Genomic DNA, 13691 nt, shown 5'->3' with positions numbered 1-13691 from the left:
GTCACCGCTTCGGTTCCGGGTCCAGGTCCAGTACGCCGGACACGCCGCGGGCGGGCCCGCGCCGGCCGCCCCCTTCGAGCTGTGCGTCGTCGGCTATGCGCCCGTCGAAGAAGCTGATGACGCGGTCGGCGGCACTGGCCATCCGGGCGTCGTGGGTGACCATCATGATCGTCTGGCCGCGCTGGTGGAACCGGGAGAGCAGCCGCAGCACCTCGCGGGTGCCCTTGCTGTCGAGGCTGCCGGCCGGTTCGTCGGCGAGCAGCAGCGTGGGGTGGTTGACCAGGGCGCGGGCGAGCGCGACCCGCTGCTGTTCGCCGCCGGACAGTTCGCCGGGCATCGAACGCTCGCGGCCTTCGAGGCCGAGTTCGGCGAGCAGTTCGGCGCGGGACGCGCGGGCGGCCTTCGGGGAGGCACCCGCCAGCAGCGCGGGCAGTTCGACGTTGTCGGCGACGGTGAGGTTGGAGACGAGGTTGAAGAACTGGAAGACGACGCCGATGCTGCGGCGCCTGAGGACCGCCCAGCGGGCCTCGCGGTACTCGTCGACCCGCTCTCCGCCGAGCCACAGCCTCCCGCTGTCGGGCCGCTGGAGGCCGCCGATCAGATGCAGCAGCGTGGACTTGCCGGCTCCCGACGGCCCGGTGACCGCGACGAACTCGCCCGGCTGTACCGACAGGTCCACCCCGCGCACGGCATGCACCGGTACGCCCTCGCCGTGGTGCGTCTTGGTCAGGCCCTCGGCGCGCACGATGGGCGGGACGGGCACGGCAGGAGCGGTGGTGGCGTCGGTGGTGGCGTCGTCGCTCATTCCAGCTCCTCCTGACAGCGTTCCAGCCAGTCGAGGTCGGCCTGCAGGTGCAGCATGGCGCCCTCGATCAGCAGTTGGGAGATCTTGTTGTCGCGGTCCTCGGCCGCCGCCAGCTTGGACAGGTCCCGCATGGTGTTGAGGTACTGCCGCCGCTGCTTGTTGATCAGCGCGACCGGGTCGGCCAGACCTGACTGCGGTGCCAGTGCGAGCTTCATGAAGAACTCGTCCCGTACCCGGGGTTCCTCGGCGGTTTCCTCGAACCAGGCCAGCACGGCCTCGCGCCCGGCGGCCGTCAGCCGGTACGTGCGCTTGTTGGGCCGGCCCGACTGCTCGACGTCCTCGCCCTCGATGAGGCCGCTCTTCTCCAGCCTGCCGAGGGTGACGTAGATCTGGCCGACGTTGGGCTGAGGGTACGCGGCGCCCAGGAGCTTCTCAAGGTCCTGCTTCAGCTCGTAACCGTGCGCAGGGCTACGGGTGAGGAGCGCAAGGAGCGCCAGCCGCACTCGCTCCCCCTCCTTCCCGCTCCGTAGTCAACGGTTCACTCGGCAGCGGACCGGATGCGGCCGCCGTACGTCTCGTCTGCCTGGACGTCTAGTATCGCCCATGCCTAACGGGTATATATAGGCCCCTATGGTCGGCAGCGCAGCCGGATCGTGCACTGGGAGGAATCTATGCGGTGGATGCGTGCCGCGGGTAGAGCTCTCCTGGTCGGGGCGGTGGTGCTGGCGGGGTACGCCGGTTTCGGTGTGCGCGCCGACGCAGGCGCAGCCTCCGGGAGCCGCGGTCCCCTGACGCTCGTGACCGCGGGCGATCTGACCGACTACCTCTCCCCGCTCCTGGACGACTGGAACGACGGCCATCCCGGCGAACGCGTCACGCTCGTCGAGCTGCCCGATTCGGCGGACGAGACCCGGGCCCAGATGATCAGCGAACTGCGGTCGGGCCGCGACCGGTTCGACGTACTGAACATCGACGTCGCCTGGACGTCCGAGTTCGCGGCGGCCGGGTGGATCTCGCCGCTCGAGCGCGATCGCTTCCCCCTGGAGGCGTTCCTGCGGCCGGTCGTCGACACCGCGACCTTCGACGGCCGGCTGTACGCGGTCCCGTACGTCACGAACGCGGGGCTGCTCTACTACCGCAAGGACGTCCTGGACCGGGAGGGCGAGCAACCACCGCGCACGTGGGCCGAGCTGGTCCGCCAGGCGCGCACGATCGCCCCGGAGTACGGACTGGACGGGTATGCCGGTCAGTTCCTGCCGTACGAGGGGCTCACCGTCAACGTCACCGAGGCCGTGCACTCCGCGGGCGGCTCGATCCTGCGCGACGACGGCGCACGCGTGACGGTGGACTCGGATGCGGCGCGCGCCGGGCTGCGGTTCCTCGCGGACGGGGTGCGCGACGGCTGGATCTCGCGCGAGGCGCTCGGCTACAAGGAGGAGGAGTCGCGGCGGGCGTTCCAGGACGGCCGGCTGCTCTTCCTGCGGAACTGGCCGTACGTGTACGCGGACGCAGGCGCGAGCGGGTCGAAGGTCGCGGGCAGGTTCGGCGCCGTGCCGCTGCCCGGACCCGACGGCCCGGGCGCCAGCGTGCTGGGCGGCTCCAACCTCGCCGTGAGCAGCCATGCGCGGCATCCGGCGTCGGCGGCCGATCTGATCTCCTACCTCACCAGTGAACGGGTGCAGCGGAAGGTGCTCACCGAGGGCGCGCTGCCGCCGGTGCGCGCCGCGCTGTACGAGGATCCCGAGCTGATCCGCGCGTATCCGTACCTGCCCACGCTCCGCGAGAGCGTGCTGTCGGCGGTGCCACGCCCGAAGAGCCCGCGCTACGACCAGGTGAGCCTCGCCGTGCAGGCCGTGACACAGGACGTGATGGCGCTGCGCCAGACGCCCGAGCAGGCGACGGCGCGGCTTGCGCGCGAGCTCGGGCCCCTGTCCCGCAAGGGCTGATCGCACCACTCCGCTTCCTCCACTCCTCCGCTGCCCCGAGGGCCTCTACTTACATGTTAAGTAGAGGCCCTTCGTTGTGCATGGGGGGCATTCAGGGACATACCACCCCAGCTTTGCGCTGTTTCTGGACACATCGTTGACACCTTCCCGTCGCTGCTACTTAACATGCATGCATAACAGCGCACCCGATCCGGGACGCTCTCGCATTCAGCAGAACAGGTCGACGCGAGATGCTCAGCACCCTTCCGGCCGACACCGGCCACCCCTCCCGCACCACCACCCCGGCTGCCCCCTGGTGGCGCGACGCGGTGATCTACCAGGTCTACGTCCGCAGCTTCCTCGACAGCACCGGGGACGGCATCGGTGACCTGGCCGGCGTCCGGGCCGGGCTCCCCTACCTGCGGAAGCTCGGTGTGGACGGCATCTGGCTCAGCCCCTTCTACCCGTCCCCGCAGCACGACCACGGCTACGACGTCGCCGACTACTGCGGTGTCGACCCCGTCTACGGCGACCTCGCCGAGTTCGACCGGCTGGTGGCCGACGCGCGCCGGCTCGGGCTCAAGCTGCTGCTCGACATCGTTCCCAACCACTGTTCGAGCGAGCACCCGTGGTTCCTGGAGGCGCTCGCCGCCGCGCCGGGCACCGCGCCGCGCTCCCGTTTCCACTTCGCGCCCGGCCGCGGCCCGGACGGGGCCGAGCCTCCCAACAACTGGCGCGCCATGTTCGGCGGTCCCGCCTGGAGCCGGACCACCGGGCCCGACGGCACCCCCGGCGAGTGGTACCTGCACCTCTTCACGCCCGAGCAGCCCGACCTGAACTGGCGCGACCCGGCCGTGGGCGACGAGTTCGAGCAGGTGCTGCGCTTCTGGCTGGACCGCGGTGTCGACGGCTTCCGCATCGACGTCGCGGCCGGACTGTTCAAGCACCCGGAGCTGCCCGATTCGGACGACCCCGGAGCCGACGAGCGCGCCCGCGACGCCGTCAACCAGCTGGCCTGGAACCGGCCCGAGGTGCACGACGTGTGGCGCCGCTGGCGCGCGGTGTGCGAGGAGTACACCGTGCGGGACGGCCACGAGCGGCTGCTGGTCGGCGAGGTGTCCGTGCCCACCGCGCGCGAACACGCCGCGTACGTCCGCCCCGACGAACTGCACCAGGCGTTCTTCTTCGACCTGCTCAGCGCGCCCTGGGACGCCGACGCCTTCCGCGCGACGATCACCGAGGCGATACGCGACATCGCCGGCACCGGCTCCACCGTCACCTGGGTGCTCAACAACCACGACCAGGTCCGTACGGTCACCCGGTACGCGGGCGAGCCCGGAGTGGGAGGCAGCGGACTGGGAGCCGCCCGGGCCCGCGCCGCCGCCCTGCTGATGCTCGCACTGCCCGGCGCCGCGTACGTCTACCAGGGCGAGGAGCTCGGCCTGCCCGAGGTGCTCGACCTGCCGGACGAGGTCCTCACCGACCCGATCTTCCACCGCACCGGCAGCCGCAGACACGTCCGGGACGGCTGCCGCGTGCCGCTGCCCTGGTCGGGACACGCCTCCCCGTTCGGCTTCAGCCAGGGCGTGGCCGACGCCAGACCGTGGCTGCCGCAGCCCGAGTGGTTCGCCGAGCACGCCACCGACCGTGCCCTGGCCGACACCCGTTCCTTCTGGCACCTCTACCGCGACGGCCTCCAGCTGCGGCGCAGTCTGCCCCAGCTCGGCGAGGGCGCCCTGCGCTGGCTGGACGCACCCCCGCAGGTGCTGGCCATCGCCCGCGGCGACGGCCTGATCTGCGCGGTCAACTTCGGCACGGAGCCGGTGCCCGCGCCGGTCGCCGGGACCCCGCTGCTCGCGAGCGGCCCCTGCCCCGACGGTGTGCTCCCCGCGGCGACCGCCGCCTGGTGGACGGCCGAGTGCCCGACCCCCTGACCCCCACCCGCCGGCTTCCCCACCCGCCGGCCTCCCACCTGCCGACCTCCCGGCCTCCAGAAACGGACCTCACCATGCGACGACCCAGCAAGACGACCCGACGGACCGCGGCCACCGCATCGGCGGCCCTCGCCCTCGCCCTCGGGGCCACCGCCTGCGGCGGCGGAACCACCGGACCCGCGAGCGGCGGCGAACTGAGCGGCCAGACCGTGACCGTGGCCGGAGTCTGGACCGGCAGCGAGCAGAAGAACTTCAAGAAGGTCCTGGACGCCTTCACCGAGAAGACCGGCGCCAAGACGGTCTTCGTGCCCTCCGGCGACAACGTCTCCACCTTCGTCGGAAGCAAGATCGAGGGCGGCAACGCGCCCGACGTGGTGATGGTTCCCCAGGTGGGCGTGCTCCGGCAGTTCGCCAAGGAGGGCTGGCTGCTGCCCCTGTCCGACCAGGCCGCCAAGACGGCCGGCTCCTCCCTCGCCCCGGTGTGGAAGGACTACGGCACCGTCGACGGCCAGTACTACGGCCTGTACTTCAAGGCCGCCCACAAGTCGACGGTCTGGTACGCCCCGGACGCCTTCGCCCAGGCCGGCGTCAGCGAGCCCAAGAGCTACGCCGACCTGCTGAAGGCCGGCCGCACCCTCGCAGATTCCGGCCGCCCGGCCTTCGCCATAGCCGGCGAGGACGGCTGGACCCTCACCGACTGGTTCGAGAACATCTACCTCTCGCAAGCCGGCCCGGAGAAGTACGACCAGCTCGCCCAGCACAAGCTCAAGTGGACCGACGACAGCGTCGTCAAGGCGCTGACCACCCTCGGTGAACTGTTCAAGGACAAGCAGCTCGTCGCCGGCGGCGCCCAGAGCGCGCTCGGCACCGACTTCCCCTCGTCGGTCGAGCAGGTCTTCGGCCCCGAGCCCAAGGCGGGCATGGTCTACGAGGGCGACTTCGTCGGCGGGGTCGCCAAGGACCAGTTCGGCAAGAAGCTCGGGGAGGACGCCAAGTTCTTCCCGTTCCCGGCGGTCGACGGCGGCACGACGCCGGTGGTCAGCGGCGGTGACGCCGCCGTCGTCCTCAAAGACGCCAAGAACGGCAAGGCCGGCATGAAGCTGCTCGAATTCCTGGCCGGCCCCGAGGCCGCCGAGGTCTGGGCCGGCGCGGGCGGCTTCCTGTCCCCGAACACCCAGGTCGACCTCGCCGCGTACGGCGACGACACCACCCGCAGCACCGCCAAGTCGCTGGTCGCGGCGGGCAACTCGGTCCGCTTCGACATGTCGGACCAGGCGCCTGCCGCGTTCGGCGGCACCAAGGGCGCGGGTGAATGGAAGCTCCTCCAGGACTTCCTGCGCGACCCGTCGAACCCGCAGGGCACGGCCGCGGAGCTCGAGGCCGCGGCCGCCAAGGCGTACGGGAACTGAGGCGGCCCACCATGGCTGACACCCTGACCGCCCCCCTCCGGACCGCCCGCGCCGCGGCGAACCCGCGGCGCCTGGCCCAGCGAAGGAAACGCCGCCTCGCGATCGCCTTCGTACTGCCGGCCCTGTTGCTGCTCGGCGCGCTGGTCGTCTACCCGGTCGTCTTCTCCCTCGGCCGCAGTCTCTTCGACGCCAGCGGCGACCGCTTCGTCGGCGCCGGGAACTACGCGGCGATCATCGACGACCCGGCCACCCTCAAGGCGATCCGCAACAGCACCATCTGGGTCGTCGTCGCCCCTCTCCTGCTGACCGGACTCGGGCTGATGCTCGCCGTGCTCACCGAGAAGGTGCGCTGGGCGACCGCGTTCAAGCTGGTCCTCTTCCTGCCGATGGCCGTGTCCTTCCTGGCCGCGGGCATCGTCTTCCGGCTCGCCTACGAGCAGGACCCGGACCGGGGCGTGCTCAACGCCGTCGTCGTCGGCGTCCACGACACCTTCGACGACACCGCCGCCTACCCGACGGCCCGCGCCCGCGAGGGCCAGGGCCTGACGGGCCGGGCCGGCGGCCCGTACAGCACCGGGCGGACCGTACGCCCCGGCAGTTCGGTCACCCTCGGCTTGGTCGGGGTGGCACCCGGCGCGATACCCGCCGACGCGAAGGCGGCGGCCACCGCGAGGCCCGGTGCGGACGGGATCGGGGGCGTCGTCTACCTCGACTTCGCCCCCGGCGGCGCCGGAACCCCGGGCAAGGTCGACCCGGGCGAGAAGGGCCTGCCCGGTATGACGGTCGAGGCCGTACGGGACGACGGCCGGGTGGCCGCGACCACGACCGCCTCCGCCGACGGGTCGTTCCGCTTCACCGGGCTGGCCGACGGCGCGTACGCGGTACGCCTGCCCGCGGCCAACTTCGCGGCGCCGTACCAGGGCGTGAACTGGCTCGGCCCGGCGCTGGTGACGCCGGCCATCATCGGTGCGTACCTGTGGGTGTGGACCGGCTTCGCGATGGTCCTGATCGGCGCGGGGCTGGCGGCGATCCCGCGCGATGCGCTGGAGGCGGCACGGATGGACGGTGCCAGCGAGGGCCAGATCTTCCGCAGGATCACCGTGCCGCTGCTCGCGCCCGTGCTCACCGTGGTGTTCGTGACCCTGGTGATCAACGTGATGAAGGTCTTCGACCTCGTCTACATCATCGCGCCGGGACCGGTCCAGGAGGAAGCGAACGTACTGGCCACACGGATGTGGCTGGTCTCCTTCGGCGGCGGCAACGACCAGGGGCTCGGCAGCGCGCTGAGCGTGGTGCTCCTGCTGCTGGTCGTCCCGGCGATGGTCTTCAACATCCGGCGTTTCCGAAGGAGCGGAGCATGAGCAGCCACAGCACCATCGAACGCCGCAGGCCCCGGCGGGTCACACCACCGGTCAGGCCCGTCCCGGCCCCGCCCGCACACGGACCGCGCCGCAGGAGTCGCCTGTCGCGCCTGCTGGGCAGCTCGGTCGTCCAGGGCCTGCTGATCCTGGTCGCCCTGGTGTGGATCACCCCGCTGGCGGGCCTGTTCCTGTCCTCGATGCGCTCCGAGCGGGACAACGCCTCCGACGGCTGGTGGACCGCGCTGACCGATCCGTCCCAGCTGTCGCTGGACAACTACAGCGCCCTGCTGAAGGACTCCGGCATCGCGGAGGCGTTCGGGAACACCGTCCTGATCTCGGTCCCCACCACCGTCCTGGTGGTCGGCATCGCGGCACTCGCCGGATACGCCTTCGCCTGGCTGGACTTCCCCGGCCGGGACGGCATCTTCCTGGTGGTCGTCGGGCTGCTGGTCGTCCCCGTGCAGATCGGGCTGCTGCCCGTGGCCAAACTCTTCGGTGCGGTGGGACTGTTCGGCACGATCGCCGGAGTCGTCCTCTTCCACGTCGCGTACGGGCTGCCCTTCGCGGTCTTCCTGCTGCGCAACTACTTCGCCGAGATACCGCGCGAGATGCTCGAAGCCGCCCGGATGGACGGCGGCTCCGAGTGGCGCATCTTCTCGCGGCTCGTGCTGCCGCTGGGCCGGCCGGCCATCGCGAGCCTGGCCATCTTCCAGTTCCTCTGGGTCTGGAACGACATGCTCGTGGCGCTGCTCTTCGCGGACAGCGGGTCCCAGCCGCTCACGGTCGCACTGCAGTCCCAGATGCGGCAGTTCGGCAGCAACATCGGCGTCCTCGCGCCGGGTGCGTTCCTGTCGCTGGTGGTCCCGCTCGTCGTCTTCTTCGCCTTCCAGCGGCACTTCGTCCAGGGCGTGATGGCCGGCTCGGTGAAGTAGCGGACGCGGCGCGGCTACGGAGTGGCCGGGGCCGGGGTGCGGGGCATGATGCGCATGCGGTCCCCGTCGAACGACACCGTCTCGCCCGGCAGGATCAGCAGGCCGGATTCGCCGTCCTGGCAGGCGCGGCCGATGCGGCGGACCTGGACCGCGGGGCCCAGCACCCCGGCCATGAAGACGGTCGGGTCGACCTCCCACCCCCGGGCGTCCAGCCAGCGCTCCAGCGCCTCGCTGTCCGCAATCTCCGCTCCGCGCGGCCAGTCGTACGTGCTCGCCATGCCTACCCCCTGTAGCCGGTCTGATCACCGGGCCAGATGGTCCCACCCGCCTCGGACAACCGCACGGCAATACCGGGGCCCCCGTACGCAGCCGTACGGGCGGAGCCTGCGGGATCTATGGCGGAAGCGGGGGCTCCTCTGGGGATCGAAGGCGGATGCCCGCTACGCCTTGAATCCATCAACGACCCCTGTGAGCGACACCACTGACGCCCTGAAAGGCATCCGTTCGGGGCGACGTCCGTACGTCGGATGCTGTCAGTCGGGCGTGCGACGATCCACGGCATGATCGTCTCGCTGGAGCCCCTGCTTCCCACCACCGGCCCGCACGCTTCGACCACGTACGCCGACTGGGTCGCGGCGCACGACCCGGACGCGGTCGAGGTCGCGCGCGACCTGATGGAGGGCATGCGGACCGAACTCGGCCGGTCCTGGACCAAGCCCGGTCGGTTCGTGGACACGATGGCGACGCGGGCGCGGCGCCTGCCGCCGGCGCATCTTCCGTGGTTCTGGGACACCGTGGGCCACCGGCTGATCGGCTACGGGAGCCGGCCCGGCGGGCGGGCCTACGCTGCGGCCCGGGCGGCCGAGGCCCAGCACGGGCTCCCGGTGGATCCCGGATACCGCAGGGCCAATGCCCTGCTGTTCGCTGCGGGCGGGGCCATGCCGGCCAAGGAGTTCGGGTCCCATCAGCGGTTCCTCGCCGAGACGCTGGAGCCGGCCGCCGCGCACACGGCGCTCGAGGCGTTCCTGACCGCGTGGGCGGGATCGGCGGCTGACCTGCCGGCCGATCTGGTGCGCCGGGTGCGGGCCTCCGCCAGGGCTGCCGGGCACGGGGACGCGGAGATCGCGCGGATGGTGGGCGCGATCCTGTCGGTCACGCGGAAGAAGTCCGTGCCGGAGGCGCTGCTGGACGCCGCGGGGCCGGTCCTGGCCGCCCATCCGCCGACGGACGAGATCTCTGCCGGACTGGTCGAGGTCTTCCCGGACGGGGTCACCGACGGCGGGGCCTGGCTGCGGGTGTTGATCGGCTGCGGCGCGGCCGAGGCCATGGCGGCCGGGCGGGTGGTACCGGAGGGCGGACTCCACCGCTGGGTGGGGCACTTCGTGCACATGTACCAGTACGCGGCCCAGTCCGGCGGCGGGGTCGCGCGTCAGCAGCTGCCGGTGGAATTCCTCGACCTGGTGGGCCGGTTGGGACCGCGACTGCGGTCGGAGGGCAGTGCAGTGACGGTGCACACCACCCGGCACCACCACCAGGGCTTCGACGCGGACGTGTTGGACGCCTGCCTGGCGGCCGGGGTGACGGTCGCCGACCCGGGCCCGGAGATGCGGATGCGCTTCTGGGCCGGGCGGTCCCGGCGGGACCTGTGCGCCCTCGCCGCCGACCCGGTGTTCGGCCCGCGTCTGGAAGGGACCGTACACGCGGGCCTGCTGCCGCGGTCTGCGCCGGAGCAGCGGCGCCGGGCCGGGTCGGCGGTCACGCTGCTGCCGGGCAACGAGGGCATCGCCCACGAGGTCGCGGGGCGCGTGGGCAAGCTCGTCGACACCGTCGCGGGCGGCGGCATGGCCGGTGCCGAGGAGGCCGTGGCCGAGCTGGAGACGCTGCTGGACCGGCCGACGGTATCGGCGCTCGGCGGGATCTGCGACGCCCTGGCCGAAGCGGGAGCGGTGGGGGCCCTGCGGCGCTCGCTCGCGGCCGGGCTGCCGGAGGAACTGGCCTGGCCGGCCCTGGAGTCGGTGTACGCGGAGTTCGCTGCGGGTGCCGGGGCCGGGGAAGCGGACGGGGTGCTCCCGGGGGTGGCCGGGGTGACCACCACCTGGCCGGTGCTGACGGTGTTCGGACGGGACCGGGCGGTCGCCGTCGACCCGGACGGGGTGCGGGGATCGTGCAGGTTCACGGTGCCCGCCGACTCGACCATGTACGCGGTCCACTACGTGGGCGGCTCCTTCCTGGTGAGTTGGACGCTCAAGCCGAGCCCCTACTGCTGCGACACCGCCGTGTGGGCCGACCGCCCCAACGAGCCGTTCACCCCGGAAGAGTCGGGCGGTCTGGTGCCGTTCGGCGGAAGCCTGGACGGCGCGTACGGCTTCCAGTTCGAGACGGCCGACGGAGGCGGGCGGCACGGCGGCCGGCGGGTACTGCGCCCGGGCGGCACGGAGGGCATCGACCGGGACGAACTGCAGCTCGGCGACGGCTCGCGGATCTGGACCAACGGCGTGTTCGGGCGCCGGCCTTGGGAGTCCGTGGACCCGGTCACCGGGGAGCCGCAGGGCGCGGTCGCGCTGCCGGACTTCCCGGGCCGTCCCGCGAGCACCGATCCGCGCGCGGAGCCGTCCGAGGTGGGCATGGCCCTGGCCACGGAAGCCCTCCAGCTGGCACCGCTGCCCGCCGGTCTGGCCGCCTCCCCGCTCGGCAGCCGGGACGGGCTGGTCGGGACCCGGGTGCTCTTCCGCACCCGGCACCGCGATCACGCGCCCGACCACTTCCTGCTGGAGAGCGTGGACGGGCGCACGGCCCGCTTCGACATCGACCGGCCGGGGCAGGAGCCGTGGGCCCTGTGGGCGCCGCCGGAGGGCGCGGTGGAGGACGTGGTCCTCGCCGAGGCGGAGACGCGGACGGGGGTGCGCGCGTACACCGCCGACGGCGCCCTGCTGTGGGAGCTGGACGGGCACCACTCGCCCCGGCATCCGCGGGTGAAGCCGGTCCGGCGCGCCACCGCCTCCGGCGGTGTGGCCCTGCCGCCCGCGTTCTGGTACCTGCTGCGGACCCGGGACGCCGCCGGTTCCCGGGCGCTGCGGGCCATGGGCCGGGAGACGGCGGATGCCCTGCTGGCGGCCGCGCGTTCCGGCGCGGAGGTGCTGCGGGCCGCCGTGGCCCGGGAGTTGCCCGAGGTCACCGACCCGGTGCTGATCGAGGCGGTGGCGGCGGTGGCTGCCCGGGCCGCCCGGGTGGAGGAACGCAGGCTCGCCCTGCACCGGCGGGTCTGCCTGCTCGCCGAGGCGCCGCCCGCCCTGCCGGGCCGGTCCGTGCCGGACACCGAGCTGCTGCCCGCGCTGTTCGGGCTGGTCTCGGGCGGCGAGCGGGACCCGTGGCGGCGGAGCCCGGCCGTGCCCTTGGCGGCGACACTGACCGCGTTGGCCTCCGACGGCGCCTGCTTGGCGGGGACCCTCGCGGAGGAGGTGCGCCGGCTCTCGCCGCCGGCACCGCCGCACGACTGGTCGCAGCTGATGGGCGCCATCGACGCCGCCGCCTGGCGGGCGGCCGTGGCACCGACCCCGGACGGGGCCCGGGCCGCCCTGGTCGCACTGCTGGAGACCTGGGCCGGCCAGCCGTTCGCCCGGGCGGGCACCCGGTGGTGGGTGGGCCGCGCGTCCGCCGAGCTCCTGAACGGGCTGCGGGCGGGCGGGATCGCGGTGGCGTCCTGCGCGGTGCGCGCCGGCGGGTCGGAGTGCTGGTTCGTGGCGGCCGCCGCAGAGGATCCGGCGGGCGACCCGGTGCCGACGGCGGTGCCGCAGGCGCGCTGCGTCCGCGTGGAGCGGGACGACGCCGCCCGGCTGCGAGCCCTGGTCGCGGCGGTCGAGGCGCACGGGCCGGTCCCGCTCCCGGAGTCGGCGGCCGCGCGCTTCGCCGAACTGACGGGCGTACGACGGTCGGTGGCACGGCTGGTGGTGTCGGGTCTGATCGGCAGGCCCGACCGCGACGAGGACCGCGCCCTGGTGCGCAAGGCCCCGTACAGGGCAACGCCGATGACGGCCGAGTCCTACGACCGGCTGCGCGCACGGCTCGGCGGTGCGGGCCGGCGGGCCGTCCTGGCGGCGGCCCTGCCGGAGGATCCGGCGCAGCTGTGGCGGCCCGGCGGGGTCGAGGCGGCCGTGGAGCGGATGGCCGAGGTGTGGCGGGAGCTCATCGGGGCACAGCCGGCCGTGCACGACGAGGCCGCCGACGCCCTAGAGGCCGAGCTCGAACTCCCCGAGGTGTGGGCCCGGCGGCTGGCCGGCGGATACGGGGCGGCCGCGGACGCGACCGTGGAGGCCACCGGCTGGGAGCTGGCGGCCACCCCCTACGGCATCGGGGTCGAGGTCCGGGCCGTGCCGCCGGCCGGGCCTGAGTTGCCCTCCCGCACCCCGGTGGGCCTCTCGCACCGGCAGATCGCGAGCGCGCTGGTGTGGGCGTGGACGGACCGGCCCGTCGGCGACCCGGCGGTGGCCGGCGCGATGGCCCTGTACGAGCGGCTGCGCGCCGAACTGGACCGGCCGGAACTGCTGCTGGCGCTGCCCGGTGGCCGGGTCCAGGACACCTCGGCGCGGATCGCGGAGCGGTTCGGGCCCGGGCAGCTGCCGGTGGCGATGGACGCCCGCAAGGAGGAGGGGCCGGTTCCGGTGACCGCGTACGACTCCGGGCCGCTGGTGGTCTGCGCGCCCGGCGGCGCCTCCTTCCTGCGGCCCGCGGCGGTGGCCGGCCCGGAGGTGTGGCAGCGGGTCCGGGAGGTCACCGACCTGGCCGAGGAGCTGGACCGGGTGGCGCCGCTGCTGACCGGCGGCGGGCTGGAGCGGATGATGCGCCGGGCCCGATCGGGAGCGGTCCCGGCCGGGGCGTACGAGGCGGATCCGCGGCAGTCCTGCCCGGAGCTGGTCACACGGGCGGCGCAGCAGCTGGGCGTCGGCCCGGACGCGGCGGCACTGTACCTCCAGCTGGCGACGCTGGCCGCCCCCACCGACCGGAACGTACGGCGGTGGAACGGCTGGTCGGCCAGGCAGCATGCGCAGGCCAGGACGGAACTGCTCGGCACGGGCGCGGTGGTGGAGGCCAAGCGGGCCCGGGCGGGCCGGACCCTGTTCCTTCCCGGGGAGTGGACCGAACTGAAGGCCCCGCACCTGCCTTTGGAGACCGTGAAGCTGGCGGCGTACGGGGTACGCCCGCTGTGGCGCAACCAGATCCACAGCCCGTTCGGGCGCGTCCTGCCGACGGCACCGCTGCACGAGATGTTCGCGGCGGCCTGGGAGCGGGTCTGCGGCGGCCGGGGAGGCGGCGAGGAAGCCTGCTGAG

Annotated in this window: 9 protein-coding genes; 6 read left to right on the top strand and 3 right to left on the bottom strand. The window is 73.3% G+C overall.

Annotation, left to right across the window (positions count from 1 at the left end; translation table 11 throughout):
* Position 1: 1 nt before the first annotated feature.
* Both IF09_RS0116090 and IF09_RS0116085 read right to left on the bottom strand, forming a co-directional pair.
* Complete coding sequence (locus tag IF09_RS0116090) at positions 2-805, bottom strand: ABC transporter ATP-binding protein (RefSeq protein WP_030296205.1); 804 nt, start codon at positions 803-805, stop codon at positions 2-4.
* The gene (locus tag IF09_RS0116085; protein ID WP_030296203.1) at positions 802-1308 is read right to left on the bottom strand and encodes a PadR family transcriptional regulator; all 507 of its coding nucleotides are present in this window, start codon (positions 1306-1308) and stop codon (positions 802-804) included. Before IF09_RS0116085 ends, IF09_RS0116090 begins: the two co-directional genes overlap by 4 nt.
* Positions 1309-1476: 168 nt before the next feature.
* Between IF09_RS0116085 and IF09_RS0116080 the strand changes: the two genes are divergently transcribed.
* From IF09_RS0116080 to IF09_RS0116060, 5 genes are all read left to right on the top strand, one after another.
* Positions 1477-2751 carry an ABC transporter substrate-binding protein gene (locus IF09_RS0116080; RefSeq protein WP_030296199.1) on the top strand — a complete coding sequence of 425 codons (1275 nt, stop codon included), beginning with the start codon at positions 1477-1479 and terminating at the stop codon, positions 2749-2751.
* A gap of 230 nt (positions 2752-2981) precedes the next feature.
* Complete coding sequence (locus IF09_RS0116075) at positions 2982-4664, top strand: glycoside hydrolase family 13 protein (RefSeq protein WP_030296197.1); 1683 nt, start codon at positions 2982-2984, stop codon at positions 4662-4664.
* Between the two features lie 74 nt (positions 4665-4738).
* The gene (locus IF09_RS0116070) at positions 4739-6073 is read left to right on the top strand and encodes an ABC transporter substrate-binding protein (protein WP_030296195.1); all 1335 of its coding nucleotides are present in this window, start codon (positions 4739-4741) and stop codon (positions 6071-6073) included.
* An 11-nt stretch (positions 6074-6084) separates the two neighbouring features.
* The gene (locus tag IF09_RS0116065) at positions 6085-7434 is read left to right on the top strand and encodes an ABC transporter permease subunit (RefSeq protein ID WP_051832513.1); all 1350 of its coding nucleotides are present in this window, start codon (positions 6085-6087) and stop codon (positions 7432-7434) included.
* Positions 7431-8366 (top strand): carbohydrate ABC transporter permease, encoded by a 936-nt coding sequence (locus tag IF09_RS0116060; RefSeq protein WP_078613279.1) that lies wholly within the window; start codon positions 7431-7433, stop codon positions 8364-8366. The genes IF09_RS0116065 and IF09_RS0116060 overlap by 4 nt, the downstream gene beginning before the upstream one ends.
* A gap of 14 nt (positions 8367-8380) precedes the next feature.
* Here IF09_RS0116060 and IF09_RS0116055 read toward each other — a convergent pair whose 3' ends face one another.
* Complete coding sequence (locus tag IF09_RS0116055) at positions 8381-8644, bottom strand: hypothetical protein (RefSeq protein WP_030296191.1); 264 nt, start codon at positions 8642-8644, stop codon at positions 8381-8383.
* A gap of 282 nt (positions 8645-8926) precedes the next feature.
* Between IF09_RS0116055 and IF09_RS0116050 the strand changes: the two genes are divergently transcribed.
* Entirely contained in the window at positions 8927-13690 is a 4764-nt protein-coding gene (locus IF09_RS0116050) for a hypothetical protein (RefSeq protein ID WP_030296188.1), read from the top strand.
* Position 13691 lies beyond the last annotated feature (1 nt).

Source organism: Streptomyces katrae (genome assembly GCF_000717655.1).
Lineage (GTDB): Bacteria > Actinomycetota > Actinomycetes > Streptomycetales > Streptomycetaceae > Streptomyces > Streptomyces katrae_B.
The sequence above is the reverse complement of the archived record's forward strand: the minus strand, read 5'-3'. Positions and strand labels throughout refer to the sequence as shown.

What these genes read in the sequence shown, in the direction of transcription:
- IF09_RS0116090 (WP_030296205.1), bottom strand. Translation starts at nt 805, where the DNA reads ATGAGCGACGACGCCACCACCGACGCCACCACCGCTCCTGCCGTGCCC.
- IF09_RS0116050 (WP_030296188.1), top strand. Translation starts at nt 8,927, where the DNA reads ATGATCGTCTCGCTGGAGCCCCTGCTTCCCACCACCGGCCCGCACGCT.
- IF09_RS0116065 (WP_051832513.1), top strand. Translation starts at nt 6,085, where the DNA reads ATGGCTGACACCCTGACCGCCCCCCTCCGGACCGCCCGCGCCGCGGCG.
- IF09_RS0116075 (WP_030296197.1), top strand. Translation starts at nt 2,982, where the DNA reads ATGCTCAGCACCCTTCCGGCCGACACCGGCCACCCCTCCCGCACCACC.
- IF09_RS0116080 (WP_030296199.1), top strand. Translation starts at nt 1,477, where the DNA reads ATGCGGTGGATGCGTGCCGCGGGTAGAGCTCTCCTGGTCGGGGCGGTG.
- IF09_RS0116060 (WP_078613279.1), top strand. Translation starts at nt 7,431, where the DNA reads ATGAGCAGCCACAGCACCATCGAACGCCGCAGGCCCCGGCGGGTCACA.
- IF09_RS0116055 (WP_030296191.1), bottom strand. Translation starts at nt 8,644, where the DNA reads ATGGCGAGCACGTACGACTGGCCGCGCGGAGCGGAGATTGCGGACAGC.
- IF09_RS0116070 (WP_030296195.1), top strand. Translation starts at nt 4,739, where the DNA reads ATGCGACGACCCAGCAAGACGACCCGACGGACCGCGGCCACCGCATCG.